The sequence below is a fragment of the Amycolatopsis sp. cmx-4-54 genome (assembly GCF_046548895.1).
Classification (GTDB): Bacteria; Actinomycetota; Actinomycetes; order Mycobacteriales; family Pseudonocardiaceae; genus Amycolatopsis.
In genome coordinates this window covers 646,249-669,672 of sequence record NZ_JAEBEJ010000005.1, presented here as the reverse complement: position 1 = coordinate 669,672, position 23,424 = coordinate 646,249, and the positions used below count along the sequence as shown (strand labels likewise).

Below are 23,424 nucleotides of genomic sequence, written 5' to 3'. Positions count from 1 at the left end.
AACGGGCAGGGTCAGCCGTCGGTCACCATCGCCAGGTACGGGCCGAACTCGCGGTCCAGGCACAGCCTGCCCAGCTTGCGGTATTCCCGCGCGACCGCGCCGACCAGATCCGTCATCGCCACCGGGCGGCCGGCTTCCGCGGCCAGATACGCGCCGGTCACCGCGGCCGAGCGGATATGTCCTCCGGCGAGTTCGAACGCATCGGCCAGAAAGCCCAGGTCCAGGTCGTCGGACCGGGGCATCCGAGCGCCGAGGCAGTGGTCCCACAACTGACGTCGCAGCTCGACGTCCGGCAACGGGAAGTCCACGATCACGTCCAGCCGCCGGGTGAACGCCTCGTCGAGGTTCGCTCGCAGGTTGGTGGCCAGCACCGCGATGCCGTCGAAGGTCTCCATCCGCTGCAGCAGGTAGGCGCTTTCGATGTTCGCGTACCGGTCGTGTGCGTCGCGGACCTCGGACCGCTTGCCGAAGATCGCGTCCGCCTCGTCGAACAGCAGCACTCCGTTGACGCCGGCGGCCTCGGTGAAGATCCGTTCCAGGTTCTTCTCGGTCTCGCCGACGTACTTGTCGACCACCGTCGCCAGGTTCACGGTGTAGAGATCCAGCCCCAGCGAGGCGGCGATGACCTCGGCGGACATCGTCTTGCCCGTCCCCGAATCCCCGGCGAAGAGCCCCGTCACACCCCGGCCGCGGCCGCCGCCGGGGCGCATCCGCCACACGTCGAGGACCTGATCCCGGTAGCGTGCCCGCGCGGCCAGTTCGTCCAAAAGGGACAGTACGCCCGCGGGCAGCACGAGGTCGCTCCAGCCGACCGCGGGTTCGATGCGCCGGGCGAGCCGCTGCAGACCCGCCGCGTTCTGGCTTCGCGCGCCCGCACGCAGATGGGATGTCCGCACCGGCCCGCCGTCGGCCAGCGCCGTCACCGACGCCGCCTTCGCCGCGCGGGCGATCTGTCCCGGGCCCAGCACGAAATGCGCGGTCGCCTCCGCAGGGTCGACGTCCGGTGCGAGAGCGCCGTCGAGATGGCTGCGCCAAAGACCCACCCGGCTCGCCACGGACAGGGGGAAGGCGTCGAGCTGCAACGGCGGGACGGCGCTCCACCGGGGGTCCCAGGCCCCGGTGCCGTGCACGATCGACGGGACCGCCGGATGAGCGAGCTTTTCCAGGCGCGGGGAGTCGTCGACCGGGCCCAGCACCAACCCCGCACCGCGCAGCAACGCCTCCCGCACGAGCGAACCGGTAAGCTCGCCCTGTCCGGATTCCGCCTGCCACCGTGCCGCGTCGACCACCAGCGCGGGAAAACCGGCGGCGGTCAGTGCCGCGACACCGAGTTCTTCGGCACCTCCGCCGGGATGCTCTCTCAGGTAGACCAGGCCGACCTGGCCCCTGATCGCCCGGGCGAGCCGATCGGCACCGGCCACGTCGGCGAACGCCGTGCCGAGGCGTGCGCATCCGGCGAGTTCCGGGGCGAGCCGATCATCGCCCAGCAGGTGGTTCACGACCCGATCCGGTACACGAAGCGTGCGTGACAGGAAGGGCCGTTCCTGGTCCTCCATGATGAGCAGGCCACAAGTGATCAGCGGAGCGTCGGCGTCGAGCCGCGCCCGGCCGGCGCCCGACGCTTCAGGGATGCCGCACAGGCGCAAGGCCAGGCCCGCGGTCGCCCGGCGGCGGGTCACGTCGTCGTTGAGATAGCCGTAGAACTGCTCGAACCGGCTGTCGAGGTCGGGCGCGAGCGCGACCAGCAGCAGTTCGACGTCGACACCGGTGAGTCCCGCGCGCTCCGCCAACGGGTACAGGCGGCCGTCCGGCACGGAGTCCGTGAACGGCGGGAACGGCTCACGGTGGCCCTCCAGCAACGCGTCGATCGTCTCGTTCGACAGGTACAGCCCGCGGAAGGGGTCGTCGGGGTTCGGGTCAGCGGCCCGGCGGCTCTCGACCGCGTCGCGGATCCGCTGTTCGAGCCTGGCCAACCGCTCGAACAGGTACTCCAGGCTCATCGGGATTTCCGATGGGTGCGCGCCATCGCGACCCGGCGTTGTCCTTCGACCGCCCCGCTCTCCGCCACGTGGTGCCCGATCAAGTCGCCATCGCGGGCATCGAGTTTCAGCCCTTCCTTCGGTGGCTGCTCGGCCGGATACACCCGTCCACTGTGGACCGGCGCGGAGACGACGACATCCAGCGACGGTTTCAGTTCGCCGCCCAAAGCTGTCCAGACGTCGGCGAACGCGCGGTCCTCGGGCGGCGGCAACGCGACCGTCATCGGCACCGGCAGGCCGAGCTCGGCCAGCGATCCGGTCAGGACCGACTCCGGGACGGCGTCGTGGCAGAGCAGGCCGAGTAACAGGTCGGACAGCACGCGGTGCTCGTCTTCCGGACGCTGCGTCCACGCGGTGACCAGATACGACAGCTTGATGTGCCGGGGCGGAAGGTGCCGCGCCGCGACCTTGCCGGACGGGTCGTACTCGTTGAGCAGGCCACGCGAGCGGCGCCGCAGATCCTCACGGACGTCGTAGAGGTAGACGTTCACCGTGGGAGCGTTGCGCCGCGACGCCCACTCCTTGGTAGGCGCGTCGAACGCGACGTCGATCTCGCTGCCGCGCCGGGCCTCACCTCGGACCAGCCGCCGCAGCGCCTCATCGACCTCATGGATCACTGCGGACCTCCTCGGACGGCGGTCTTCCCACGATGATCGCGGGGCCGCCGACCGGCCAGCCACGCAGCGGCAGACCTTCGGGTAAGCCCGGCTGCCCGTACGGGCAACGCGTGACGTGGCCGACGAGCTGCCCACCAGCGGGTTCGCCGCCGGATATCGGGAGTAGCCTGGGTGGTGCAGCCTCCTGCCGAGATGCCGACGACCGACGGCACCGGTTCCCTCGTTTCACCCCGCACACCGTGGCCGGTTCCGGCCGGTCCGACTCACTCCACAGGAGATCCTCCATCAGCGTTCCCTTGGTTCTGCCGTACGCCGTCAGCGCTCCTCGTTCCCTCACCGATGTGTACGGCCCGGGCATCGCCCTCTGCGCGCGGCCCGAACTGGCCGCCGCCGAACCAGTGAACAGGCACCGTCACAGCCGCGACGTCGTCTCCGCCCGGCCGATCGCCGTCGCGGCCGACATGCCGGTGATCTGCAGCGCCGGCGGCACGGACCCGGATCTGCTGGCGCTCGTGCGGGACAGCGGCCTGCCTGTCGGCACAGACCTGCGCGAGTTCCGAAGCGAACGGGAATTCGGCGCCCGCGTGACTGAAGCGATGTCCGACGGCCTGCTGATGTCGATGGAATACCCCCAGCCGACCACGCTGTGCCCGGACGAACGCGCGCTCAAAAGCGCGCAACTCGTCGGGTACTTGAACAACAAGGCCAGCATCACCACGTTGGTCGATCCCCGTTTCCAAGCGCACCGCAGCGTCGTGACCCGTGAGCAACTCGCGGAGGCCGCACCGGCGGAGAAGTCGTGGGTGCTCAAGGCCGCGACCAACGACGCGCACGGCGGCAGCCTCGATGTCTATCTGCACCGGGCCCACGAGCAGATCACGCTGCCGGCGTTCGCCGACGTGCTCGGCGAGTTCGTCATCGAGGAGTACCTGCAGATCCTGCGCAACTGGGGCCTGCAGTTCTACGTGGGAGCGGACGCGCGGGCTCGCCTGCTCGCGGTGACCGAGCAACGCGTCGACGCGACCGGGATCTACACCGGCGGCATATTCGGCGCGGTCACCACTCCCCCTGCCGAACTGCTCGCCGAATGCCTGGCGATCACCCAGCGCGCGGCCGACGTCGGCTACCGCGGCCTGTGCAGCCTCGATTGCGCCCAAACCCAGGACGGTCAGCAGGTCGTGCTCGATCTGAACTTCCGGATCACCAGTGGCTCGATCCCGTTGCTGGCGATGCAGTCCGTCCGCCCCGACGCCCTCGACCGGCCCGCCGAGTCCGTGAAGCTGACCGTCGCCGGCGCGCTCACCGACCTGCTCGCCGAGGTACGCCCCGCGCTGGCCGACGGTGGCCTGCTCATCGTGGCGGGCCATGACACCGGCCGCACGGACGATCCGATCAGGCGAAGTACCTTGCAACTGCTGGTCCTCGGGGACGACCCCGACGAGGTGACCGCTCGGCGCCGAGCGCTGGAAGAGAAGACCCGCCGGTAACGCTTGTCGGGAAGGTGTCGCGAAGCCACTTCCGCGGTGGCGAAGGTGGCTTTCGCGACACGCTCCGGCATCAGGCCACGGTCGCCTCTCGGCTCGTTTGCTCGGCGATCCAGTCCCGGTACACCGTCACATCGGTCCAGATGCCCAGACCGCTGGCGCATTTCGGATCCGCGTCACCATCGCGGCTGGTGGCACCGACCAGTTCCCACTCGCCCGGCCTGCCCTTGATCTGCGGTCCGCCAGAGTCGCCGTAGCAGCCCATCGCGTCCGGCGTGTCGGAACCGGTGCAGATCTCCTTGCCCGTCGCCAGATTGCGGCAATCCTCCGCCGGCCTGACCTTCGTGTCCAACTCTTGGAGGATCTCCGGGGCGCCGCAGTTCTGCTCGGCGCAGTGCTCGCCCCAGCCGAGGATCCGGGTCGCCGTTCCCGCGTCGCCCACGGCTTCGGCGATCTTGATCGGCCGCTCGGTCACCGGTTCGTCCAACCGCACCAGCGCGATGTCCTGACCCGGCGGCTCCTGCCCGGTGAAGTCCGGGTGCACGATGATCCGGCTGACCCCGGTCTCGGTGCCCCCGCTGTTGTGCTGCCGCGCCCCGATCCTGGTCCTGATCTGCTCCGGCCGCGCTCCCTGGACGCAGTGCGCCGCGGTCACCACCCAGTCCTCACTGATCAGCGAGCCGCCACAGAAGTGCTGCCCGCCCTCCTGCAACGACACCATGAACGAATAGTCCTCGGTGGCGTCGTGCCCGCCGATGACGTACGGTGTCGGCCCGTCGGCCGCCGCGGCGATCCCCGGTACCAGCACCGCTCCCGCCGCGGCCAACCCCATCATCAGAACGCCTGTTTTGCGAAGCATTATCGTGAACTCCCCGTAGACGACGAATTGCTGACAGTCGTCACGCTATGGGGTGATGATCACCACTGGATCGACTCATCGGCCGGGTGTGCATCGGCCGAATGGCCGACCCAGCGTGACGCCGCACCACGAGAAGCGACCCGATAGGTGGATGCGCGTCTCAGCTCAGCCCGGTCGTGCTCGGTCGCGCCCGGTAAGCGGGTCGTACTCGGCCGCGTCCGCCCGTACCGCGAACAAGACTTGCCGGACAGCGCCCAGGGGCGCACGGAAACCGGGATGACCTTGCTCGGCAGACCAGTACTCTCCAGCGGACGGTGCGACAGGGGGAGCTAGCTTGTCCAGCCACTTCGAGGCGATCGGGATCGGCGTCACCAGCGAGGACGAGTTCAGGGAACGGGTGGTCTCCCTGATCGGCGCGGGCACGGCCCGGCAGATCGGCAAGAAGATCAGCGAGCACGTGTGGACCGATTCCTCCGGCGCCCGGCTGGTCGCGCAGGTCCACAGGGGCGAGATCGACCTTCTCCTGCCGTGCCTGGCAGGCACGGCGCCCGCGATTCCGGTGCGAAACGTACGCCTTGTCGATGACGAGACCGCGATGCTCGACCTCCTCGACGGCGTCGCCGGGGAGATGGTCTGCCCTGTCGCGGTCGAGCTGGAAGACCGAACGGCCCTCGCCCACTCCGGCGGGCGGCTCACGTCCGGCTCCCTGACGCTGGCGGCGCTGGCCGAAGACATCACCGTGCACGCCGACGCCGATGCCTACGAAGCCTCGCAGGACGACGACGGACTGAAGTTCGCCGCCGACCACTTCATCCCGTCCGGCACCTTCGCGCTCGAGGAACCCTCGCCCGGCTGGACGCCCTCCGCCCACGCCTTGTTCGCCGGCGAAGTCGTCGAGGCCGAAACTCCCGTGAATACCGTCACCGGCGAGACATTCCATCGGATCCGGGTCCGCACCATCGCCGCGATCGAGCTCGACGTCGCCATCGCGGCCACCGATCTGGAGCAGCCACCCGCGCGCGGCAACATCGTGACCGGAACCTTCTTCCTGACCGGAAGTTTGGGACTGCAGCCTGCCGACGCCACGGAAAAGCGGCGTCGCTGGTTCCGGCGATAGCCCGCCGAAGCGGGCGCTAGGTCGACCGTTCGCGGCGATAGTGACGAGCGGCCTTCGCCCGGTTGCCGCAGGTTTCCATGGAACACCATCGCCTGGTGCCGTTACGGGTCGTGTCGTCGAAGTACAGCGTGCACGCCGGATACGCCGAGCACCGCTTGATCCGTTCCGGACGCGTGCGGAGCAGGCTCAAGTAGCCGTACGCCGCGAGCCACGCGGGCCGCCACGCCACTTCCTCGACCTCGATCGTTTCTTCGGGCCCACCTTTCCGCAGCTCCGGCCGCAACCGCCCGCGCGCCAGCACCTCGTTCAGCGCGCGCTCGGCGGAAGCGCCGGGGTTCTCGAGTACCTCGCGCAGGACGGAACGCGTGTGCCGCAACGGTTCTTCCGCTCCCGGCACATCCGGAAGACCCCGCTCGGCCAGCCAGGCACCGACGCCGCCGGGTTCATCGAAGACGTCCTGCCGCACACCACGATCGGGCCACGTGGTGTTCAGCAGGTCCAGAGCGATCGGCTCGCCGACCAAAGGGCGTTGCGGCACGGCACCATCCTACCCTCCGTCAACCGCTTGACAGGTTAGGCCTCCGCATGCTTGTCTCTAACCGTTCAAATTTATTTAGACAGTTAGAACAAGGGAGAATTGATATGGCCGAAGCAATCCGGTCCGCCGACGAGGTTTTTCACCGCACGGCGACCATCGACGGCCGAAGCGTGTTCTACCGGGAAGCAGGCGACCCCAGCGCGCCGACCGTGGTGCTGCTGCACGGTTTCCCGACGTCCTCGCATATGTTCCGCACGTTGATCCCGGCGCTGGCCGACCGCTGCCACGTCATCGCTCCCGACCACATCGGCTTCGGGCACTCGGATGCCCCGACCGTCGACGAGTTCGACTATTCGTTCGAGAACCTGACCGCGATCACCATGGGCCTGATCGACACGCTCGGGCTGGACCGCTTCGCCCTGTACATCCAGGACTACGGGGCCCCCATCGGGCTTCGCATCGCGAGCCGTCACCCGGAGCGGGTCAGCGCGCTGGTGGTGCAATCCGGCAACGCCTACGTCGAAGGTTTCACACCGTTCTGGGATGTTCTGTTCGCGCACGCCAAGGACCGTGAAACCCACGAAGAAGCCGTGCGCGAGCTCCTGGAGCCCGCGGCGACCCGCTGGCAGTACACCCACGGCGTCCCCGCCGACCGGCTGGACCGGCTCAGCCCGGACACCTGGACCCTCGACCAGGCCCTGCTCGACCGTCCCGGCAACAAGGAGGTGCAACTGCAGCTGTTCTGGGACTACCAGTTCAATCTCGACGCCTACCCGGCCTTCCAGCGGTACTTCCGCGAGCACCGTCCGCCGACCCTCGTCACCTGGGGCGAGCACGACGAGATCTTCGGCGCCGACGGAGCCCGTGCGTTCCTTCGCGATCTGCCCGACGCCGAAGTGCACCTTCTCGACGCCGGACACTTCGCACTGGAGACGCACGGCCCGGAAATCGCCACCCTCATAAGGGACTTCCTCGACCGCACCGGGCACTGACCGCCCGGTGCCTCCGTATCCTCGAGACGGGACGGAGGTGTGCGGTGACGGACGAACAGCTGCTCATCGAGTTCGCGCTGACCCGCATGGACCATCCCGAACTCGACCTCGAGGAGGTGGCGGCGTTGACCGTCCGGCGTCTCGGTGAGGACCGGATGCTGGACTTCGCCGGGCGCACCCTCGTCAGCCGCGGTGAACTACGCGGAGCCGCGTTCCCGGCCGCCGTCGAACACGTGCTCCGCGTGGTCCTCACCCTGCGCGGCCCGGACGACTGATCAGGGCGGTCAGGAGATCTTGCGGCGGTAGGTGATCGTGGCGAAGACGTACGCGACGACGAGGAGCCCGGCGCACCAGGCCAGCGCGATCCAGACGTCGGCGCCGACCGGCTGCCGGGCGAACAGAGCGCGGAGGGCGTTGACGATCGACGTCACCGGCTGATGTTCCGCGAAGGCGCGCACGGGGCCCGGCATGGTGGCGGTGGGCACGAACGCCGAGCTGAGGAACGGCAGGAAGATCAGCGGGTAGGAGAACGCGCTCGCCCCGTCGACGGATTTCGCGGAGAGACCGGGGATGACGGCCAGCCAGGTCAGCGCCAGCGTGAACAGCAGCAGGATGCCGGCGGCCGCGAGCCAGGCCAGCATGCCCGCCCCGGAACGGAAACCCATGAGAAGGGCGACGCCCACGACGATGACGAGCGAGAGCAGATTCGCGGCCAGCGATGTCAGCACATGCGCCCACAGCACACCCGAGCGGGCGATGGGCAGGGATTGGAAGCGTTCGAAGATCCCGCTCTTCATATCGGTGAAGAGCCGGAGCGCGGTGTAGGCGACGCCCGACGCGACCGTGATCAGCAGGATGCCGGGAAGCAGATAGTTCACATAGGAATCCGTCCCCGTTTCGATCGCGCCGCCGAAGACGTAGACGAACATCAGCATCATGGCGACCGGCATCATCGCGGTCGTGAGGATGGTGTCCATGCTGCGGGTGACGTGTTTCATCGATCGGCCCAGCAGGACGGCGGTGTCGCCGAGGAGGTACTTGTTCATCGTCCTTCTCCTCTACTTGTCCGCGCCGACGATGGCCAGGAAGACGTCTTCGAGCGACGGCTGTTTCTCGACGTATTCGACCTCGGCGGGCGGGAGCAGCCGCTTCAGTTCGGCGAGCGTGCCGTTCACGATGATCCGTCCTTTGTGGAGGATCGCGATCCGGTCGGCGAGCTGCTCGGCCTCCTCCAGGTACTGCGTCGTCAGCAGTACCGTCGTGCCGCGGGCGGCGAGTTCCTTCACCGCGGCCCACACCTCGATGCGCGCCTCGGGGTCGAGCCCGGTGGTCGGCTCGTCCAGGAAGATCACCGGCGGATTCCCGATGAGGCTCATGGCGATGTCCAGCCGCCGTCGCATGCCGCCCGAATACGTCGACACCTTCCGCGCACCCGCGTCGGTCAGCGAAAACCGCGCCAGCAGGTCGTCCGCGATCTTGCCCGGCCGTTTCAGATGCCGCAGCCGGGCGACCAGCACGAGGTTCTCGCGCCCGCTGAGGATCTCGTCGACGGCGGCGAACTGCCCGGTGAGACTGATGACCTCCCGCACTTCCGACGGCCGCGTGGCGACGTCCCAACCGTCGACGGTCGCCGTCCCCGCGTCCGCCTTGAGCAACGTGGACAGGATTCTCACGACCGTGGTCTTACCCGCCCCGTTGGAGCCGAGAAGGGCGAAGATGCTGGCCCGCGCCACCTCGAAATCCACGCCTCGCAAGACATGCAGGGCCTTGTACGACTTCTCCAGACCTCGCACCCGGATCGCCTCGGTTCGCCGCCCAGTCATCATTCAGCCCTTCTCGGCACAAGCTACTAAGTAACACTGACTACCGGTAGATAGTAGCACTGACTAGTAGGGCCGCAAGGGGCGTCAGTTTGCTGTCGGGTTCACCTGGATCGGTGTCAAGAACCTGTCAACGTCCTCGAACCGAGGAGCGGCGGAACCCCACGCTGACGGCGTGACCACGACACTCACCCGCCCCGAGCGCGCCGTCGACCGCCCCGAACGGCACCGGCTCTCCGTCGTCGGCGGGCTCGCCGCGTTGTCCTTGGACGCCATGGCGTCGGTCGCCTACGGGCCCGAGGCCATCGTGATCGTGCTGGCCGTCGCGGGCGGAGCGGGACTGGGCTTCACGCTGCCGGTCACCCTCGCGATCGCGGTGCTCCTCGGCGTGCTGACGCTGTCCTACCGTCAGGTGATCGCCGCGTTCCCCGACGGCGGCGGTGCGTACGGGGTCAGCCGGACCTACCTCGGGCGGCGGGCTTCGCTGGTGGCCGCGGCGTCCCTGATCGTGGACTACGTGCTCAACGTCGCGGTGTCCGTGGCGGCCGGGGTCGCCGCGCTGACGTCGGCGTTCCCCGGCCTGCTGCCGTACACGCTGTGGTTGTGCCTCGGCGTCCTGGCGCTGGTCACCGGCGTGAACCTGCGCGGTATCGCCGAGAGTGCCCGGGTGTTCGTCGTGCCCACCGTGATCTACGTCGGCGCGATCCTGACCGTGATCGTCGCCGGTCTGTTCCGATCCGGCCCGGCCGCGGCGATCGCCGCACCGGAACACCCGCAGAACCTGCAGATGGTCGGAATCCTGTTGCTGCTCAAGGCCTTCGCGAACGGTTGCGCCGCGCTGACCGGAGTCGAGGCGATCGCCAACGCCGTGCCGTCGTTCCGCAGGCCGCGGGTACGGCGAGCGCAGCACGCGGAGATCGCGCTGGGCGGCCTGCTCGGCGTGATGCTCATCGGGATCGCCGTGCTGATCGGGAAGTTCGCCATCCACCCGGTGGACGGCGTCACGGTGCTCTCGCAGGTGACCACCGCGGCACTGGGCGACGGCTTCGGCTTCTACCTGGTGCAGTTCTCGACCGTGGTGCTGCTCGCGCTGGCCGCGAACACGTCCTTCGGCGGTCTGCCGGTGCTGGCGCAGCTGCTGGCGAAACACAACAAGCTGCCGCACGTGTTCGCCCTGCGCGCCGAACGCCAGGTGTATCGCCACGGGGTCGGTTTCCTCGCCGTCACCGCCGCCCTCCTGCTCGTCATCACCGACGGGGACATGAACACCCTGGTCCCGCTGTTCGCGATCGGCGTGTTCGTCGGGTTCACGCTCTCCCAGGTCGGGATGGTCCGGCACTGGCGGCGTACCCGCCCGTCCGGCTGGCGCGGCAAGGCCACGCTCAACGGTTTCGGCGCGCTGCTCACCGGAGCCGCGGCGATCGTGGTGACGACGACGAAATTCGGCGAGGGCGGCTGGCTGATCGTCATCGCGCTGCCGCTGCTCGTGGCGGCCATGGAATGGGTCGAACGCAGCTACCGCCGGATCGGCGACCGGCTCGAACTCGGCGTCACCCCGGCTCCCCCGCGGCCGAACCGTTCACTCGTGATCGTCCCCGTGCACGCCGTTTCCCGCCTCACCCGGGACGCCCTCGCCGCCGCGTTGTCACTCGGCGACCACGTCCAGGCGGTGCACGTCACCCATCCCGACGACGGACACTCGGCACGGGACTTCTTGGCGGACTGGGAAAAATGGCATCCTGGGGTGGCGCTGGTCCAGCTGCACGACGAACGCCGCCGCCTCGGTGAACCACTGGTTCGCCATCTCCGGGCCGTCGGCGGCCGGCACGTCTTCGTGCTGATCGCCGAAGTCGAACCCGAGCACTGGTGGCAGCGGATCCTGCAGAACCAGCGCGGCGGCGTGCTCGCCCGCGCGCTGCGGCGCCGTTCGGACGCCGTCGTCTGCCGGATGCGCTTCCGGGTGGGTGCCCGGTGAGATCCCGCGGAAGGAATCCGTAAAACCGGATCACCCGATCTTGTTTCCCTGAGGCGGACACGGTTGGTTTGAGCCATGGGCACAGGTGACGTTCGCGGGCACGCGTGGGGCGTGCGCCACGACGACCGTCCACCGCATCCGGTGCCGGCCGGCGATACCCCCGATTCCGGTGATTCCCCGGCCGGCCGTTGACCTTCCGGCCCCGGCGCGGTCGAACGCGCCATGAATCCTTTGTGGACGGACCCATGAACGAAAGCCCCACAGTCCTGCTCACCGGCGCTTCGGACGGCATCGGTTTCGAGACCGCCCGTCTTCTCGTCGCTCAAGGGTGCACGGTGATCGCCCATGCGCGCACCCCTGAGGAAAGCGACGAATCGTGCGACCGGCTGGTGAAATCCGGTGTCGACGCGCGAAAACTCCGGCCCGCCGTCGCCGACTTCACCGACCTGCGCGAGGTGATCGACCTCGCCGTCACCGTCGCCGAGACCTGTCCTCGTCTCGACGTCCTGGTCAACAACGCCGCAATCACCGGTCCGCAGGGGCGCGCGGTCACCAAGGACGGTCACGAACAGACCATCCAGGTCAACTATCTCGCCCCGTACCTGCTGACCCGGCTGCTCGAGGACGCGCTCGACCGCTCCGAGGTGAGCCGCGTGGTGAACGTGTCCTCGTCGTTGCACCGCGGCGGGCGGATCAACTGGAACGACCTCAATTGGAAGCGCCGCTACAACCGGGGCGCCGCGTACGCGCAGTCCAAACTCGCCCTCACCATGATGACCACCGCACTGGCCGAGTTCCGGCCGAAGGTCCGGGAAGCCGTCAGCGTGCACCCGGGCGTGATCGCCACCAGGATGCTGCCGGGCTACAGCTATCGAGGCCGCCCGGTGGCCGAAGGGGCCGAACCGGTCGCCCGGCTGGCCGATCCGGCGGCCAAGGTCCTCAACGGTGGCTACTACGACGGCAGGCTGCCCGCGAGGGCCTCGGCCACCGCCGTCGATCCCGGTGGCGTACGGAAGTTGTGGTCCCTCACCGAACGCCTGACGCTCTTCGACAGGCGGCAGGCCTGACGCCGCAACGGATGCCCGGGAGCGTTCGGTTCTCGGGCACCACCTTCACCGGCTTTCGGCGCCGGGTCGCCCACTGATGGACTCCTGATAGCGGTCCGCGTAGGTGGGGGTGTCCTTGATCAGGTCGTCGCAGAAGGCGGCGACATCATCGCCGATGACTTCCAGCACTCCCTTTCCGGACGCGGCGCCCTCTTCGAAGAAGTCCACGATCCCGGAAAGCAGGGGCCCGTCGGCCAGATCGACCGGCCCCACCTTGAACAGGTACTTCTGCATCTCCTGGTAGACGATCCGATAGTCCGGCGGGAGCGCTTTGACCCGCGCCATATGCGCACGCCACTGCTTCTTGCCCTCGATGATGTCCTGGATGCCCACGTCAGCCTCCCAGCTGCTTCAGTTTCCTGGCGACGTTCCTGTTCAGCTGCTCGCGCCAGCGGTCGCGATAGCCACGGCCACGCTCCCCTCCGGCCAGTGCCGCGCAGAAGCCCTCGATGTCGTCACCCAGCACCTCGCGCACGCTCTGCCCGTCCGCGGCCGTTTCCTCGAGCAGCCCCAGAGCGCCGTCGAAAATCGGCATCAGGTTCCTGCCGGTGAAGTCCGAATAGGACGAAAGATGCCCGGTGATCTCTTCCCACGCCGCCCGATGATCGGCGGGCAAGGCCTCGACCCGGACTTCGAAGGCCTTCCATTCCCTGGTGAGATCGCTGCCCGTGATGGTGTCCCAGAACTTCATTTCCCGCCCTCCTTGAGCTTGTCGATCCGCGATGTGACGAAATCCCACTTCGCCCAGAACCTCGTGAGTTCCTCGCGCCCCGCATCGTTGAGCGCGTAGAACTTCCGCGGCGGTCCCTGCTCGGACGGCCGTTTCGTCACCTGGACGAGCCCGTTCTTCTCCAGCCGCAGCAGGATGGTGTACACCGTCCCCTCGACCACTTCCGTGAAGCCGAGCTCGTTCAACCGCCGCGTGATGGCGTACCCGTAGGTCTCCTCGCCGCCGACGATCTCCAGCACACAACCCTCGAGCGTGCCCTTCAGCATCTCGGTCAGACCGTCCATCGTGACTCTCTTCGGCTCCTGGTATTCAGTGACACTGACTACCAGTACAAAGTATCACAGAGTACTAGGGGCACGCCGGAAGGCGGCCCGATAGTCACCGGGTCGCCGTCCCGTGTGCTTCGCGAAGAGGGCGGCGAACGTCCCCGGGTCCCGATAGCCGACGGCCGCGCAGATTCCGGCGACCGTCCGATCCGTCGTTTCGAGGAGGTGGCGGGCGCGCCGGACGCGCGAGGAATGCAGGTATTCGAGCGGCGTCTGTCCGGCCTCCTCCGCGAACCTCCGCAGCAACGTCCGGGTACTGACGTTGAAACGTCCGGCGAGCGCGGTGAGGTCGTATCGGACGGTGAGGTTCTGGTCCAGCCAGCGCATGACCCGGCGGGAAAACGCGTTGCCCGGCCGCGGCAGGAGCCGCGTGTCGACGTAAGGCGTCTGCGATGACCGCGCGTCGTCGACCAGCGCCACCCGCGCCGTCGTCCGTGCCACTTCGGCGCCACTGTGCTCGCGGATCAAATCGAGGGCGAAGTCGTACATGGCACTGAACGCCGCCGTCGTCGTGACTCCCCTGTCGGTGACGACGAGCCGCTCGGGCCGGACTTCGGTTTCGGGGCAACGCTGAGCCAGTTCGTCGGCGAAGAGCCATGAGGTGGTGGCGCGGCGATGGTCGAGCAGTCCGGCCGCGGCCAGCAGGAACGCGCCGACACAGAGCGAGACGACGACGTCGCCCGCGGCGGCGTGCGACCGGATCGCTTCGATCTCCGGCGCGAGGTTCGCGATCTTCGCGTCGATGTCCTGTCCCGGCGTGAGCTCGAATCCCGGCACGACGAGGACGTCGACTTCACGCAGCGGCGAGACGGCCACCCCGACACCGCCCGACACCGCGACCCGGCGACGAGGGGAAACGACGGAAACCTCGTATCCGACATGATCCGGGCCAGCGACATGCGTGGCCATCGTGAGGAGATCGGGGACACCGAACACCTCGGACGCGAAGCAACCCGGGTAGGCCAGAACCCCCACTCGCAGCATATGGCGAGATTACCCCGATATCCGGCGATCCGGCCTATCCCCGCGAAGGCCGCGCCGGTCGATGCTTTGGCCATGCACGGACACCGGGACGATCCCATCACCGACTTCGCACACCGGCTCGTGGAGGTGGACGGCGCGACGAAGACGGTGCACGTCGCGGGATCCGGGCCCGGCGTGGTGCTGATGCCGGAGATGCCCGGCATCAGTCCTGACGTCCTTCGGTTCGCGCGGTGGGTGCGAGACGCCGGCTTCACCGTCTACGTCCCCTCGCTTTTCGGACGCGACGGCGCGTATCCGACCGCGGAGGCCGGCGAGGAAGTGGTGCGCCGCGCGTGTGTCAGCGCCGAATTCCGGGCGTTCGCCGGCGGCGGGACCAGCCCCGTCACCCGGTGGCTGCGAGGGCTCGCTCGTATCGCCCACGCCGAATGCGGCGGTCCCGGGGTCGGCGCGATCGGCCTGTGCTTCACCGGCAATTTCGCCCTCACCATGGCGCTCGAACCCGCCGTCATCGCACCCGTGGTCAACCACCCCTCGCTCCCGCTGGACGACCCGGGCGCGCTCGAACTCACCGAAGAGGACGCGAACGAGATCCGGGACCGGATCGCGCGCGACGGCCTCAAGGTGCTCGCCTACCGCTTCGACGGCGACCGCTGGTGCACCGGACAGCGGTTCGCCGCCTACCGGGCCCTCCTCGGCGACGCCTTCGACGGACGGGTGCTGCCGGACAGCGCCGCGAACACCGACCCGCCCCCGTTCTTCCGTGACCTGGTCGGCACGCCGCACAGCGTCGTCACCGCCCACTTCGTCGACTCCGACGGGCATCCCACGCTGCGCGCCAGGGACGAGATCCTCGCCTTCCTCGCCGATCGCCTGACGACACGGTAGAACGGTGTGGCGCCAAGATCATCCGAGAGGGGACCCATGTCCGAGCCGCGCCGAGCCCACGTCTCCGACCACAGCGCGATCGTCGACCGCGTCCAGCGGTGGTGGAGCGACTCACGCACCCCCGCCCAGTCCCGCGAACTCTCCCTGCTGCTCCCCAAGCTGTTCCTGCAGTTCTTCTCCGGCACGAGCCTGGTCTTGGAGGACGAAACCGGAATCAGGGCGTTCCTCGTCGGCTTCCACTCCCCCGACGACGACGTCCAGGCGTACATCCATTTCGTTGGCGTGGACCCGGAACTTCGCGGGCGGGGAACGGCCCGCCGCCTGTACACGACCTTCTTCCAGCGCGCCGCGGAGGCGGGCCGCACGGAAGTCCGTGCGATCACCTCGCCGGGAAACGCCGGGTCCATCGCCTTTCATCGCGCCATGGGGTTCAGCCTCGAACCCGGGGATCGGGAGGTCGACGGTCTTCCCGTGCACGGCGACTACGACGGTCCCGGACAGGACAGGGTCTGCTTCGTCCGGAGAATCGCCTAGCCGTAGATCAAGTCATGTCCGCGGTCTTCGCGCCCAGGCGGCCCCTGACGGCACGGGCGGCTCAGCCGATTACAAACCGGTACGAGACCGAACCGCCAGGAATACGAAGCCCATCGAACAGACATACCGGCAGTGCCTAGCCGTAGATCGAGGCCGCCCATTCCGGGTGGTCGATGAACGGGTTGCGGTTGTGCTGGAACTGGTCGTGGATGACCTGGTTACGGCGCTGCTCGGCGGCGTCGGGCGGGTCCTGGGTGTGCCAGCTCAGCAGGACCGAGACCCGCCCGATGTTGGGTTTGGATCCGTTGTCGACGGCGTCGTTGGGTTCGAGGTCGGGGAAACCGTCGGTGCCGTCGTACCGGACGCCCATGTACAGGATCATGCGGGCCACGTCGCCCTTGACCGCGTCGCGCGGTTCGAACGAGTCGTCATCGGTCAAGCTGCCGGGCGCTTCCTCGACCGGGGAACCACCGGTGTCGAAGTCCTTGTTCCCGCGTGTGCTGTTGACCGACGCGTCCTCCGCCCGCAGGTGGTGCAAGTCCGTACCGGGCCCGACCGCCGTGCCCAAGTCGCCGTGCGACTTGGCCCAGACGTGTTCCCGGTTCCAGTCGTCGACTCCCCCGCCGTTGGCCGTCTTCGCCTGCGAGCGGCCGCTGTAGAGCAGTACGACGTTCGCCTTGTTGGCCGGATCCTCGTCGGTGGCCCTGATCCCGTCCCACACCTGTTCGTACGTCAGCTTGGTGTCGGTGCTGATGATCGTGTGCAACGCCGCCTTGAGCTCGGGCCCGGTCTTGCCCAGCGCGTCTTGGTAATAGTTGTCACCGGACCGACCCGCGAGAGCCGACGACGCGAAGGCGATCCCCGCCGTGACGCCGAGCGCGAGGACGACAGAGATTCGGCGGGCTGGCCGCATGGACAGCTCCTCTCCCCAGAGGCGCCGGTCAGGATCGTCGCCTGCTCTGCCCAACCCCGGCAACGCACTAGTCGTACAGTTGGAAAAATACTGTCATGAGTGTCAAGGGGTAACGCCTGGTGCGACAATCGTCGTCCCGACTCACTGGAGGACCGCGTGGCCGAGTTGAGCGAACAGATCCGCGGCTGGGTCGCGGCACCGAGGTTCTGGCACCTGGCCACGGTGAACCAGGACGGTTCTCCCCAGGTTTCCGCCATGTGGATCGACCTCGAAGGTGACCACATCGTGTTCAACACCGCCGTCGGCCGGGTGAAGGAAGAGAACCTGCGCCGCGAGCCACGCGTCTCGTTCTCCTGCCTGGACAACGAGAATCCCTACGACCGGGTCGTCATCCACGGCCGGGTCGTCGAGTTCGTCGAAGGCGAAGAAGCGGATCGGTGCATGGACCGGCTGGCGAAGAAGTACGTCGGAACCGACCGTTTCGAATGGCGGATCCCGGGAGAACGACGGGTCAAGGTCCTCGTCGAGCCGACCCGCTCTCGCCATGTCGTCGGCGTCGAACCGTTCCGGCGCGGGCGGCAGCCGTAGGGAGACCACTTCGAGACACCACTGGCGCAACCGGCAGGGCGGTCCGCTACGTCCACATCGCATGAGATGGATCGCGGTGTGCCTTCTACTGGTCGTGACGGGATGCGGTGTCGGCGCCGGCGCGGCACAGTCGAGGCTGGAGGCATTCACGGCGCTCGGCTCGGACGGCGGACTGGCGGACTTGGCGCCCGCGGAGCTGGGAGCACCCGAGTTCCAGCGAACCCTGGAGCGCGCCAAGCCCTCGAACCTGGACGAAGTCCGTGCCGCCTTGGCGTTCGCGCCGTCTGCCGATCGGCGCGGTTTCGCCTTCGTCGTGCCAGGATGCGCCGAGGACGGCGCCGAACTGACCATCGAAGGCGACACGCTGACCGTGAATCTCACCGGCGGGGAGAACGTGAACTGCGCTACGGCGAACTACTTCCTCGCCGTCTTTTCCGTCGACCGCGACTCGATCCCGGCGGCACCGAAGTTGTCGACCATGCCCCGCTAGTCCGCGTCCGGTAAGCCTTTTCGCCGACGGTTGGCTCTTATCGCAATTAGTCGACCAATTGCGATGGTTTCGGGTGCTTGCTCAAGGTGATTCAGCTCGGCGGCCGATTCACTCTTCAGTGTTGTTCGCGCGTTTCGCTTGTTGCTTAAAATTAAGAACACGTGTTCGATTGTTTTGGGATATTATGGAGGGGTGTCCGAGACATTCCTTCCCGAGTTGCCGCAAGAACTGTGGCGCGCTGGCAAGCTGGAGCTTGCCCATGGCGTGCAGCAGTCTTTGCGGGTGATTCGGATGGCTACCGTCGGGTTGGGGCAGTATTTGGCGGAGGTCGAGTCTCGGGGCGTCAAAGACTTGTACGGGTACGGGTCGACGGCTGCTTGGTTCGCGGATGTGGCGGGACTGTCGCGTGGTGAGGCTCAGCCTGTGGTGAATCGGGCGCTGGCGTTGAACCCGACCCGCGCGTTGGACGGCACCGAAGTTCCGCCTGTCGCGCCCGCGACCGCGGCTGTCGCCGCTGAAGGTTTGGTCGGGGATGAGCGGATCGATCAGATTCTGGAGTTCTTGAAGAAGCTCCCGGCCGACACCTCAACTGAGGACCGTGCCAATGCCGAGAAGATCCTCGCCACCCTCGCCCGCGATGCTGGTCCCCGGCAGCTCGCGGACGCCGAACAGAACCTGCTCGGGTTGCTGAACCCCGACGGCAACGAACCCAAAGACCCGGAACCCAAAGAGCCGCGCCGGGAAATCACGCTGGAGCGGCGTAAGGACGGGTTCTGGAAGCTGACCGGTCTCCTCGATGACGAGACCGGTGCCCGCACCGCCGCCGCACTGGAGGCGTATGCCCAGCCCCGCCCGGTGGACGAGTTCGGCCAAGCGGATCTGCGGATGAAGTGTGAGCGCATGGGGGATGCCTGGGTCGACATCCTCGACCTCGCGATCGCGTGCCCGGATCAGCCTGGTACCAGTGGCTACCGGACCCTGGTGCATGTCACCATCGGACTCGACGAACTCAAAACCGGCCTTGGCATCGCCTGCCTGGATTTCGTCGGGACGATGACCGCCCGCGAAGCCAGGTTGGCTGCTTGTGACTGCCTCATGCTGCCGGTCGTGATGAGCGCCGCCGGGGAACCCCTCGACGTGGGGCGGCTGCGGCGGTTCGTCACCCCGGGCCAACGTCGTGCCCTCAACATCCGCGACGGAGGCTGCGCCTTCCCCGGCTGCCACCGGAAACCAAAGAATTGCCACGCCCATCACATTCACCACTGGGCAGACGGTGGTCCCACGGATCTCCGCAATCTGGTGCTGCTGTGCGGATTCCACCACCGATTGATCCATCATGGTGATTGGGAAGTCCGCATGGCCGCCGACGGGCTACCGGAATTCATCCCACCCCAATACCGGGATCCGCTCCGACAACCCCGCCGCAACACCCTCCACCACGTCTGAACCCCGAGGAGCCCGCCAGCCACACCGGCGACGGGCCCCTCGGCATGCCCACGTCCCGATTCTCCCCTTCAGCACGACACGACGTACATGAAGGTCAAGTTCCCTCAGCTGAAATGGGTCGCCGGAGTCCGTCCCACCAATACCGAGATCCACGAGGGCCCGCCAGTCCCTCGACATGCCCGCTCCGTGAAGGCCTCCTTGCCTACCCAGAGGGTAGTGAAGGAGCCCTTCACTACACGCCGATTCTTCCTTCAGCACAATGCCTCAGCGTGATCTTGCCCGTTTGAAGTGCGTGAAGGCCCCCTTCCCTCGGCTTAGCCGAGGGAAGGGGGCCTTCACGCGCTCGGCAAGTTACCGGAGTTCATCCCACACCGAGACCCGCCCACCATGAAGCTCAATCCATGCCCTGATACGCAACGACGGGGTCAGGCAGAACGAGCGCGGTGTGCGCCGGTCGCCCGGTTTCCGGCGCCGAGGTGGACAGCCCGCGGAGCCGGTCGTCCCGCCGCGCGAGGGCTTCGGCGGTGACCGGGAAGAGTGCCGCGTCGCCCACGCCGACCTGCGCCTGGTTCAGTTCGACGAATTCCCGCGTCTCGCTTTCGTAGGCGTCGAAAGCCCCGGTGGTGGCCAGCGACCTCGCCAGCATGTAGGCACCGACGAGCGCGAGGCTCGAGCCCTGTCCCGTCAGGAACGACGGCGCGTGGGCGGCGTCGCCGACCAACCCGACCCGGCCATGGGACCAGCGTGGCAGGTGGATCTGGCTGACGGTGTCGAAGAACAGGTCGTCCGCGTCGCGCATGGCGCTGATCATGGCCGGGATTTCCCAGCCGTCGCGGGCGAAGGTCGTCGCGATCAGGTCGCGCCACGCTTGGGGATCGCGGAGGGTCTCGTACGGCGGTTCGGGGCGGGCGGCGACCAGGAAACCGTGGAGCTCGTCCTCGACCGCGTACAGCGCCGCTCCTCGACCGGGCGCGTTCCAGAGCACACCTTCCCGCGACAGACCGAATTCGTTGGGCATGGTGAAGCCGGCGAAGCAATAGCCCAGATAGCGGCGGTAGTGCTGCTCGGGACCGAAAACGAGTTCCCTGGTGCGAGAGTGCAGGCCGTCGGCTCCCACCACCAGGTCGAAGCCGCGCCGCGCTCCACTCCGGAAGGTGACATCGACACCGTTCTCGTGCTCGCTGAGCGTGTCGATCGAGTCGCCGAAGACGTACTCCACGTCGTCGCGTGTTGCTCCGTACAGGACTTCCGCCAGATCGCCGCGCCGGACCTCGACGTCGTGTCCTTCGACACCGCCGGTCACTGTCTCCGGATGGACCGACGCCACCTCACCTCCGTCGGTGCCGAGGAAGGTCAGCGAACGTGTTTCGATATGCGCTTCTTGAAGTTGCGGAAGGATTCCCATGCGGCGGGCCACCTCCAAGGCGGTGCCGCGGACGTCGATCGGGTATCCGCCGCCGCGTAGCCCGCCCGCCTTTTCCACCACCGTGACGGAAAAGCCGTGACGTCGCAGCCAGAACGCGACGGCGGGGCCGGCGATGCTCGCCCCAGAGACCAGAACAGTGCCTTTCACGATGTTCATTTCCCTTCTCCGATTCCGTCAGAGGGTCGCCAGTGACGGCGTTTTGGCGCTGGAGCGCGACTTTCGCACCAGCATGACGACGAGGACCGCGGCGATCGCGAAGGCGACGGACGCGATGGTGATGTAGGTGAAGACGCCCGTTCCCGAATTCACCGTCTCGCCGCCGACGGACACGGCGGTCGACTTGAGCACCGCGGCGCCCACGAAGTCCAGCACCACCGATCCGATCGCCACCACGACCATGACGAGGCTGGAGACGATGCCCTGCCGTTCGGCCGGCGCGAGTCCACCCGCCAGGTTGAAGCCGGAGGTCCCCAGCACGCCGACCGTGAATCCCAGCAGGAATGCGAAGAACACCGCGACGGGGAACTGCGAGACACCGAGGAACATCCCGACTGTTCCCACGGTTCCGTGCGCGATTCCGCCGGCCAGCGTCATCGCCGGCCCGACGCGGGTGGCGAGCACCCCGGCCACCGGACCGCCGATCATGACGCCGATACCCGGTGCCGCGAGGAGCAGGGCCAGCGTGCCCTGGCCCGCCAGGCCGTACCCGAGTCCCTGGGCCGCCGAGACGTCGCTGACCAGCGGAATGAGCTGGAGCATGCTCTGGTACGAACCGGTGCTGAGTACGAGCACGAGCAACGTGAGCGCCAGAGGCGCGCCGATATGCCGGATGTCGATCAGCGAATCGGGCTTCCGGCTCGAAACGAGGAACCACCGGGACAAGGCCGCGACACCACCGGCGAGCAGGGCCAGGGGGCCGAGGGCGAGCCAGCCGAACTCCGAGCCGAGGCTGACGTAGCCGAGAACCCCGCCGAGGCCACCGCCGAGGAGCAGCGCGCCTCCGACGTCGATCCTGCCCGGGGTCTTGAGCACGGATTCGGGAATGACGACGCGGACGCAGATCGCCATCGCGATCGCGACGACGGCCGATACGACGAACAGAATCTGGAATCCGAACTCAGCAGCCAGTTTCTCGGTGAGGAAACGGGAACCGATGTTGAGCACCGCGGACCCGGAGGTCACGATGCCCACCACGATCATCGCGATCCGGGGTGCGCAGATCTCGCGGACGATCGCGACGGAAAGGAACAGGGCGGCCACGGCCGCTCCTTGCAGCAGGCGTCCGGGTACGAAGACCCAAAGGCTGGGTGCGACCGCGCAGATGAGGGCGCCCACGCAACTGAGCAGCAAGGTCAGCACGAGCACCTTGCGTTTGCCGTACACGTCGGCGCTCTTGCCGAGCAACGGCGCCCACATCACGCCCGCCAGCATCGCGCTGGCGTTGATCCAGGCCGTCTGATCGGTGCCGAAATGGTCGAGCATCTCCGGAAGGACGAGCAGCGGTGCGGTGATGGCCGTGTCGACCATGAAGTTGACGAGCACCAGCACCGCCACGAGGCCGATGAGCCGTCCGTTCCATCTTGTGTGCGGTCCTGCGCCGATCCTGCTCTCCTGCATGAAGGACTCCTTGTGCGGGATTCAGGGAAAGGCGGATCCCCCCGCCTCAAAAACTACACTACACGGTGCAGTGTTCTACAGCTGAGAATACGATGAGAAGATGGCGACCCCGAGAGCGACCGCACGGACACCGGGCCGTCGGCTGCAGGCCGAGGCCAAACGAGCGGCGATCCTCGACGCCGCCGAGGCGTTGTTCATAACGGACGGCTACGAACTCACCAGCGTCGACGCGATCTCGGCGCGGGCCGGAGTGTCCAAACGCACCGTCTACGACCACTTCGGCGACAAGCAGACCCTCTTCCGCGGCGTGCTCGGCCGCGCCAACGACGCCGTGGTCGCGAACGTGCGCACCGCGATCGACGAAGAACTCACCGACGACCGCGACATCCGTGACGCCTTGCTCGGTTTCGCGCGGCGGGTGACGACGGGGATGTTCCCGACTTCGGGCTACGGGACGTTCCGGCGGTTGAGCTCCCAGGCCCCGGCGGCGCCACGACTGCCGGAAGCGGCCCGCGACGAACCCGAACGGATGATGGAGGAACGGTTCGCGAAGTTCGCGGCGGACGGCAAGCTCCGGCTGACCGACCCGCGACGCGCCATGCAGCACTTCGTCGCCCTGACCATGCGCCTGGTCCTCGACATGACCGATGAGGACGAGACGGGCGCGGTGGGCGAACCGGAGGTGCTCGAGATCCTCGCCGACGGGGTGGACGTGTTCCTGCGCGCCTATCGCTGACGTTCGGCCGTCCGCGTCTCCTCGGCCACGCGGAGCCGTCGTTCCTCCTCCGCGACCCGGCTGGACCGCAGCCACATCCCGATCCCCCACGCCAGCACGAGCGCGAGATAGAAGCTCACGTAACCGAGGGCAATCGGCAGCGCCGTACCCGCGACCGAGTGGTAGCCCCGAACTGGTCGATGGCGAAACCGAGCGACACCAG

Annotated in this window: 26 protein-coding genes; 12 read left to right on the top strand and 14 right to left on the bottom strand. The window is 67.7% G+C overall.

Annotation, left to right across the window (positions count from 1 at the left end; all coding sequences use genetic code 11):
* Positions 1-11: 11 nt before the first annotated feature.
* On the bottom strand, positions 12-2,000 hold the full coding sequence (locus ACLJQ7_RS20375; RefSeq protein ID WP_410649763.1) for an ATP-binding protein: 1,989 nt from the start codon (positions 1,998-2,000) through the stop codon (positions 12-14).
* Positions 1,997-2,656: a DUF4255 domain-containing protein gene (locus ACLJQ7_RS20370; RefSeq protein WP_410649762.1), complete on the bottom strand. Its 660-nt coding sequence runs from the start codon at positions 2,654-2,656 to the stop codon at positions 1,997-1,999. The genes ACLJQ7_RS20375 and ACLJQ7_RS20370 overlap by 4 nt, the downstream gene beginning before the upstream one ends.
* A 341-nt stretch (positions 2,657-2,997) precedes the next feature.
* Here ACLJQ7_RS20370 and ACLJQ7_RS20365 point away from each other — a divergent pair, with 341 nt between their 5' ends.
* Positions 2,998-4,143, top strand: coding sequence for a hypothetical protein (locus ACLJQ7_RS20365; protein ID WP_410649761.1), 1,146 nt, complete (start codon positions 2,998-3,000; stop codon positions 4,141-4,143).
* 70 nt (positions 4,144-4,213) lie between these two features.
* Here the strand turns inward: ACLJQ7_RS20365 and ACLJQ7_RS20360 are convergent, their stop codons facing one another.
* The gene (locus ACLJQ7_RS20360) at positions 4,214-4,999 is read right to left on the bottom strand and encodes a S1 family peptidase (RefSeq protein WP_410649760.1); all 786 of its coding nucleotides are present in this window, start codon (positions 4,997-4,999) and stop codon (positions 4,214-4,216) included.
* A gap of 334 nt (positions 5,000-5,333) precedes the next feature.
* On the opposite strand from ACLJQ7_RS20360, the gene ACLJQ7_RS20355 reads away from it, so the two are divergent.
* Positions 5,334-6,116: a hypothetical protein gene (locus tag ACLJQ7_RS20355; protein WP_410649759.1), complete on the top strand. Its 783-nt coding sequence runs from the start codon at positions 5,334-5,336 to the stop codon at positions 6,114-6,116.
* A 16-nt stretch (positions 6,117-6,132) separates the two neighbouring features.
* On the opposite strand, the gene ACLJQ7_RS20350 is transcribed toward ACLJQ7_RS20355, so the two are convergent.
* Complete coding sequence (locus ACLJQ7_RS20350; RefSeq protein ID WP_410649758.1) at positions 6,133-6,654, bottom strand: CGNR zinc finger domain-containing protein; 522 nt, start codon at positions 6,652-6,654, stop codon at positions 6,133-6,135.
* 104 nt (positions 6,655-6,758) lie between these two features.
* On the opposite strand from ACLJQ7_RS20350, the gene ACLJQ7_RS20345 reads away from it, so the two are divergent.
* Complete coding sequence (locus ACLJQ7_RS20345) at positions 6,759-7,646, top strand: alpha/beta fold hydrolase (RefSeq protein ID WP_410649757.1); 888 nt, start codon at positions 6,759-6,761, stop codon at positions 7,644-7,646.
* A gap of 44 nt (positions 7,647-7,690) precedes the next feature.
* Positions 7,691-7,921, top strand: coding sequence for a hypothetical protein (locus ACLJQ7_RS20340; RefSeq protein WP_410649756.1), 231 nt, complete (start codon positions 7,691-7,693; stop codon positions 7,919-7,921).
* A 9-nt stretch (positions 7,922-7,930) separates the two neighbouring features.
* Here ACLJQ7_RS20340 and ACLJQ7_RS20335 read toward each other — a convergent pair whose 3' ends face one another.
* Together ACLJQ7_RS20335 and ACLJQ7_RS20330 are read right to left on the bottom strand one after the other, a co-directional pair.
* Positions 7,931-8,692 carry an ABC transporter permease gene (locus ACLJQ7_RS20335; RefSeq protein WP_410649755.1) on the bottom strand — a complete coding sequence of 254 codons (762 nt, stop codon included), beginning with the start codon at positions 8,690-8,692 and terminating at the stop codon, positions 7,931-7,933.
* Between the two features lie 12 nt (positions 8,693-8,704).
* Positions 8,705-9,469 carry an ABC transporter ATP-binding protein gene (locus tag ACLJQ7_RS20330; RefSeq protein WP_410649754.1) on the bottom strand — a complete coding sequence of 255 codons (765 nt, stop codon included), beginning with the start codon at positions 9,467-9,469 and terminating at the stop codon, positions 8,705-8,707.
* Between the two features lie 172 nt (positions 9,470-9,641).
* Between ACLJQ7_RS20330 and ACLJQ7_RS20325 the strand changes: the two genes are divergently transcribed.
* Complete coding sequence (locus tag ACLJQ7_RS20325) at positions 9,642-11,441, top strand: APC family permease (protein WP_410649753.1); 1,800 nt, start codon at positions 9,642-9,644, stop codon at positions 11,439-11,441.
* A gap of 245 nt (positions 11,442-11,686) precedes the next feature.
* Complete coding sequence (locus tag ACLJQ7_RS20320) at positions 11,687-12,508, top strand: SDR family NAD(P)-dependent oxidoreductase (protein WP_410649752.1); 822 nt, start codon at positions 11,687-11,689, stop codon at positions 12,506-12,508.
* Positions 12,509-12,553: 45 nt separating this feature from the next.
* On the opposite strand, the gene ACLJQ7_RS20315 is transcribed toward ACLJQ7_RS20320, so the two are convergent.
* The 4 genes from ACLJQ7_RS20315 to ACLJQ7_RS20300 are packed head-to-tail and all read right to left on the bottom strand — an operon-like array spanning position 12,554 to position 14,587.
* On the bottom strand, positions 12,554-12,880 hold the full coding sequence (locus tag ACLJQ7_RS20315; RefSeq protein WP_410649751.1) for a DUF1048 domain-containing protein: 327 nt from the start codon (positions 12,878-12,880) through the stop codon (positions 12,554-12,556).
* A gap of 1 nt (position 12,881) precedes the next feature.
* Positions 12,882-13,238, bottom strand: coding sequence for a DUF1048 domain-containing protein (locus ACLJQ7_RS20310; RefSeq protein WP_410649750.1), 357 nt, complete (start codon positions 13,236-13,238; stop codon positions 12,882-12,884).
* Positions 13,235-13,561: a PadR family transcriptional regulator gene (locus ACLJQ7_RS20305; RefSeq protein WP_410649749.1), complete on the bottom strand. Its 327-nt coding sequence runs from the start codon at positions 13,559-13,561 to the stop codon at positions 13,235-13,237. Before ACLJQ7_RS20305 ends, ACLJQ7_RS20310 begins: the two co-directional genes overlap by 4 nt.
* Positions 13,562-13,615: 54 nt before the next feature.
* On the bottom strand, positions 13,616-14,587 hold the full coding sequence (locus ACLJQ7_RS20300; protein WP_410649748.1) for a GlxA family transcriptional regulator: 972 nt from the start codon (positions 14,585-14,587) through the stop codon (positions 13,616-13,618).
* Positions 14,588-14,659: 72 nt separating this feature from the next.
* On the opposite strand from ACLJQ7_RS20300, the gene ACLJQ7_RS20295 reads away from it, so the two are divergent.
* Both ACLJQ7_RS20295 and ACLJQ7_RS20290 read left to right on the top strand, forming a co-directional pair.
* Complete coding sequence (locus ACLJQ7_RS20295; protein ID WP_410649747.1) at positions 14,660-15,472, top strand: dienelactone hydrolase family protein; 813 nt, start codon at positions 14,660-14,662, stop codon at positions 15,470-15,472.
* Between the two features lie 36 nt (positions 15,473-15,508).
* The gene (locus tag ACLJQ7_RS20290) at positions 15,509-16,006 is read left to right on the top strand and encodes a GNAT family N-acetyltransferase (RefSeq protein WP_410649746.1); all 498 of its coding nucleotides are present in this window, start codon (positions 15,509-15,511) and stop codon (positions 16,004-16,006) included.
* A 136-nt stretch (positions 16,007-16,142) separates the two neighbouring features.
* Here ACLJQ7_RS20290 and ACLJQ7_RS20285 read toward each other — a convergent pair whose 3' ends face one another.
* Positions 16,143-16,919 (bottom strand): endonuclease I family protein, encoded by a 777-nt coding sequence (locus ACLJQ7_RS20285; protein ID WP_410649745.1) that lies wholly within the window; start codon positions 16,917-16,919, stop codon positions 16,143-16,145.
* Between the two features lie 156 nt (positions 16,920-17,075).
* Between ACLJQ7_RS20285 and ACLJQ7_RS20280 the strand changes: the two genes are divergently transcribed.
* From ACLJQ7_RS20280 to ACLJQ7_RS20270, 3 genes are all read left to right on the top strand, one after another.
* Positions 17,076-17,507 (top strand): PPOX class F420-dependent oxidoreductase, encoded by a 432-nt coding sequence (locus ACLJQ7_RS20280; RefSeq protein WP_410649744.1) that lies wholly within the window; start codon positions 17,076-17,078, stop codon positions 17,505-17,507.
* A 76-nt stretch (positions 17,508-17,583) separates the two neighbouring features.
* Positions 17,584-17,997, top strand: coding sequence for a hypothetical protein (locus tag ACLJQ7_RS20275; RefSeq protein WP_410649743.1), 414 nt, complete (start codon positions 17,584-17,586; stop codon positions 17,995-17,997).
* 192 nt (positions 17,998-18,189) lie between these two features.
* On the top strand, positions 18,190-19,443 hold the full coding sequence (locus ACLJQ7_RS20270; protein ID WP_410649742.1) for a DUF222 domain-containing protein: 1,254 nt from the start codon (positions 18,190-18,192) through the stop codon (positions 19,441-19,443).
* Between the two features lie 394 nt (positions 19,444-19,837).
* Here ACLJQ7_RS20270 and ACLJQ7_RS20265 read toward each other — a convergent pair whose 3' ends face one another.
* Together ACLJQ7_RS20265 and ACLJQ7_RS20260 are read right to left on the bottom strand one after the other, a co-directional pair.
* Complete coding sequence (locus ACLJQ7_RS20265; protein WP_410649741.1) at positions 19,838-21,025, bottom strand: FAD-dependent monooxygenase; 1,188 nt, start codon at positions 21,023-21,025, stop codon at positions 19,838-19,840.
* Positions 21,026-21,043: 18 nt separating this feature from the next.
* Complete coding sequence (locus tag ACLJQ7_RS20260) at positions 21,044-22,486, bottom strand: MFS transporter (protein ID WP_410649740.1); 1,443 nt, start codon at positions 22,484-22,486, stop codon at positions 21,044-21,046.
* A 100-nt stretch (positions 22,487-22,586) separates the two neighbouring features.
* On the opposite strand from ACLJQ7_RS20260, the gene ACLJQ7_RS20255 reads away from it, so the two are divergent.
* The gene (locus ACLJQ7_RS20255; protein WP_410649739.1) at positions 22,587-23,222 is read left to right on the top strand and encodes a TetR/AcrR family transcriptional regulator; all 636 of its coding nucleotides are present in this window, start codon (positions 22,587-22,589) and stop codon (positions 23,220-23,222) included.
* Here ACLJQ7_RS20255 and ACLJQ7_RS20250 read toward each other — a convergent pair.
* Positions 23,213-23,341 carry a hypothetical protein gene (locus ACLJQ7_RS20250; protein WP_410649738.1) on the bottom strand — a complete coding sequence of 43 codons (129 nt, stop codon included), beginning with the start codon at positions 23,339-23,341 and terminating at the stop codon, positions 23,213-23,215. The two genes, ACLJQ7_RS20255 and ACLJQ7_RS20250, sit on opposite strands and share 10 nt — an antisense overlap.
* Positions 23,342-23,424: the final 83 nt, after the last annotated feature.

What these genes read in the sequence shown, in the direction of transcription:
- ACLJQ7_RS20295 (WP_410649747.1), top strand. Translation starts at nt 14,660, where the DNA reads ATGCACGGACACCGGGACGATCCCATCACCGACTTCGCACACCGGCTC.
- ACLJQ7_RS20300 (WP_410649748.1), bottom strand. Translation starts at nt 14,587, where the DNA reads ATGCTGCGAGTGGGGGTTCTGGCCTACCCGGGTTGCTTCGCGTCCGAG.
- ACLJQ7_RS20320 (WP_410649752.1), top strand. Translation starts at nt 11,687, where the DNA reads ATGAACGAAAGCCCCACAGTCCTGCTCACCGGCGCTTCGGACGGCATC.
- ACLJQ7_RS20330 (WP_410649754.1), bottom strand. Translation starts at nt 9,469, where the DNA reads ATGACTGGGCGGCGAACCGAGGCGATCCGGGTGCGAGGTCTGGAGAAG.
- ACLJQ7_RS20290 (WP_410649746.1), top strand. Translation starts at nt 15,509, where the DNA reads ATGTCCGAGCCGCGCCGAGCCCACGTCTCCGACCACAGCGCGATCGTC.
- ACLJQ7_RS20260 (WP_410649740.1), bottom strand. Translation starts at nt 22,486, where the DNA reads ATGCAGGAGAGCAGGATCGGCGCAGGACCGCACACAAGATGGAACGGA.
- ACLJQ7_RS20285 (WP_410649745.1), bottom strand. Translation starts at nt 16,919, where the DNA reads ATGCGGCCAGCCCGCCGAATCTCTGTCGTCCTCGCGCTCGGCGTCACG.
- ACLJQ7_RS20255 (WP_410649739.1), top strand. Translation starts at nt 22,587, where the DNA reads ATGGCGACCCCGAGAGCGACCGCACGGACACCGGGCCGTCGGCTGCAG.
- ACLJQ7_RS20310 (WP_410649750.1), bottom strand. Translation starts at nt 13,238, where the DNA reads ATGAAGTTCTGGGACACCATCACGGGCAGCGATCTCACCAGGGAATGG.
- ACLJQ7_RS20335 (WP_410649755.1), bottom strand. Translation starts at nt 8,692, where the DNA reads ATGAACAAGTACCTCCTCGGCGACACCGCCGTCCTGCTGGGCCGATCG.
- ACLJQ7_RS20375 (WP_410649763.1), bottom strand. Translation starts at nt 2,000, where the DNA reads ATGAGCCTGGAGTACCTGTTCGAGCGGTTGGCCAGGCTCGAACAGCGG.
- ACLJQ7_RS20265 (WP_410649741.1), bottom strand. Translation starts at nt 21,025, where the DNA reads ATGAACATCGTGAAAGGCACTGTTCTGGTCTCTGGGGCGAGCATCGCC.
- ACLJQ7_RS20345 (WP_410649757.1), top strand. Translation starts at nt 6,759, where the DNA reads ATGGCCGAAGCAATCCGGTCCGCCGACGAGGTTTTTCACCGCACGGCG.
- ACLJQ7_RS20305 (WP_410649749.1), bottom strand. Translation starts at nt 13,561, where the DNA reads ATGGACGGTCTGACCGAGATGCTGAAGGGCACGCTCGAGGGTTGTGTG.
- ACLJQ7_RS20360 (WP_410649760.1), bottom strand. Translation starts at nt 4,999, where the DNA reads ATGCTTCGCAAAACAGGCGTTCTGATGATGGGGTTGGCCGCGGCGGGA.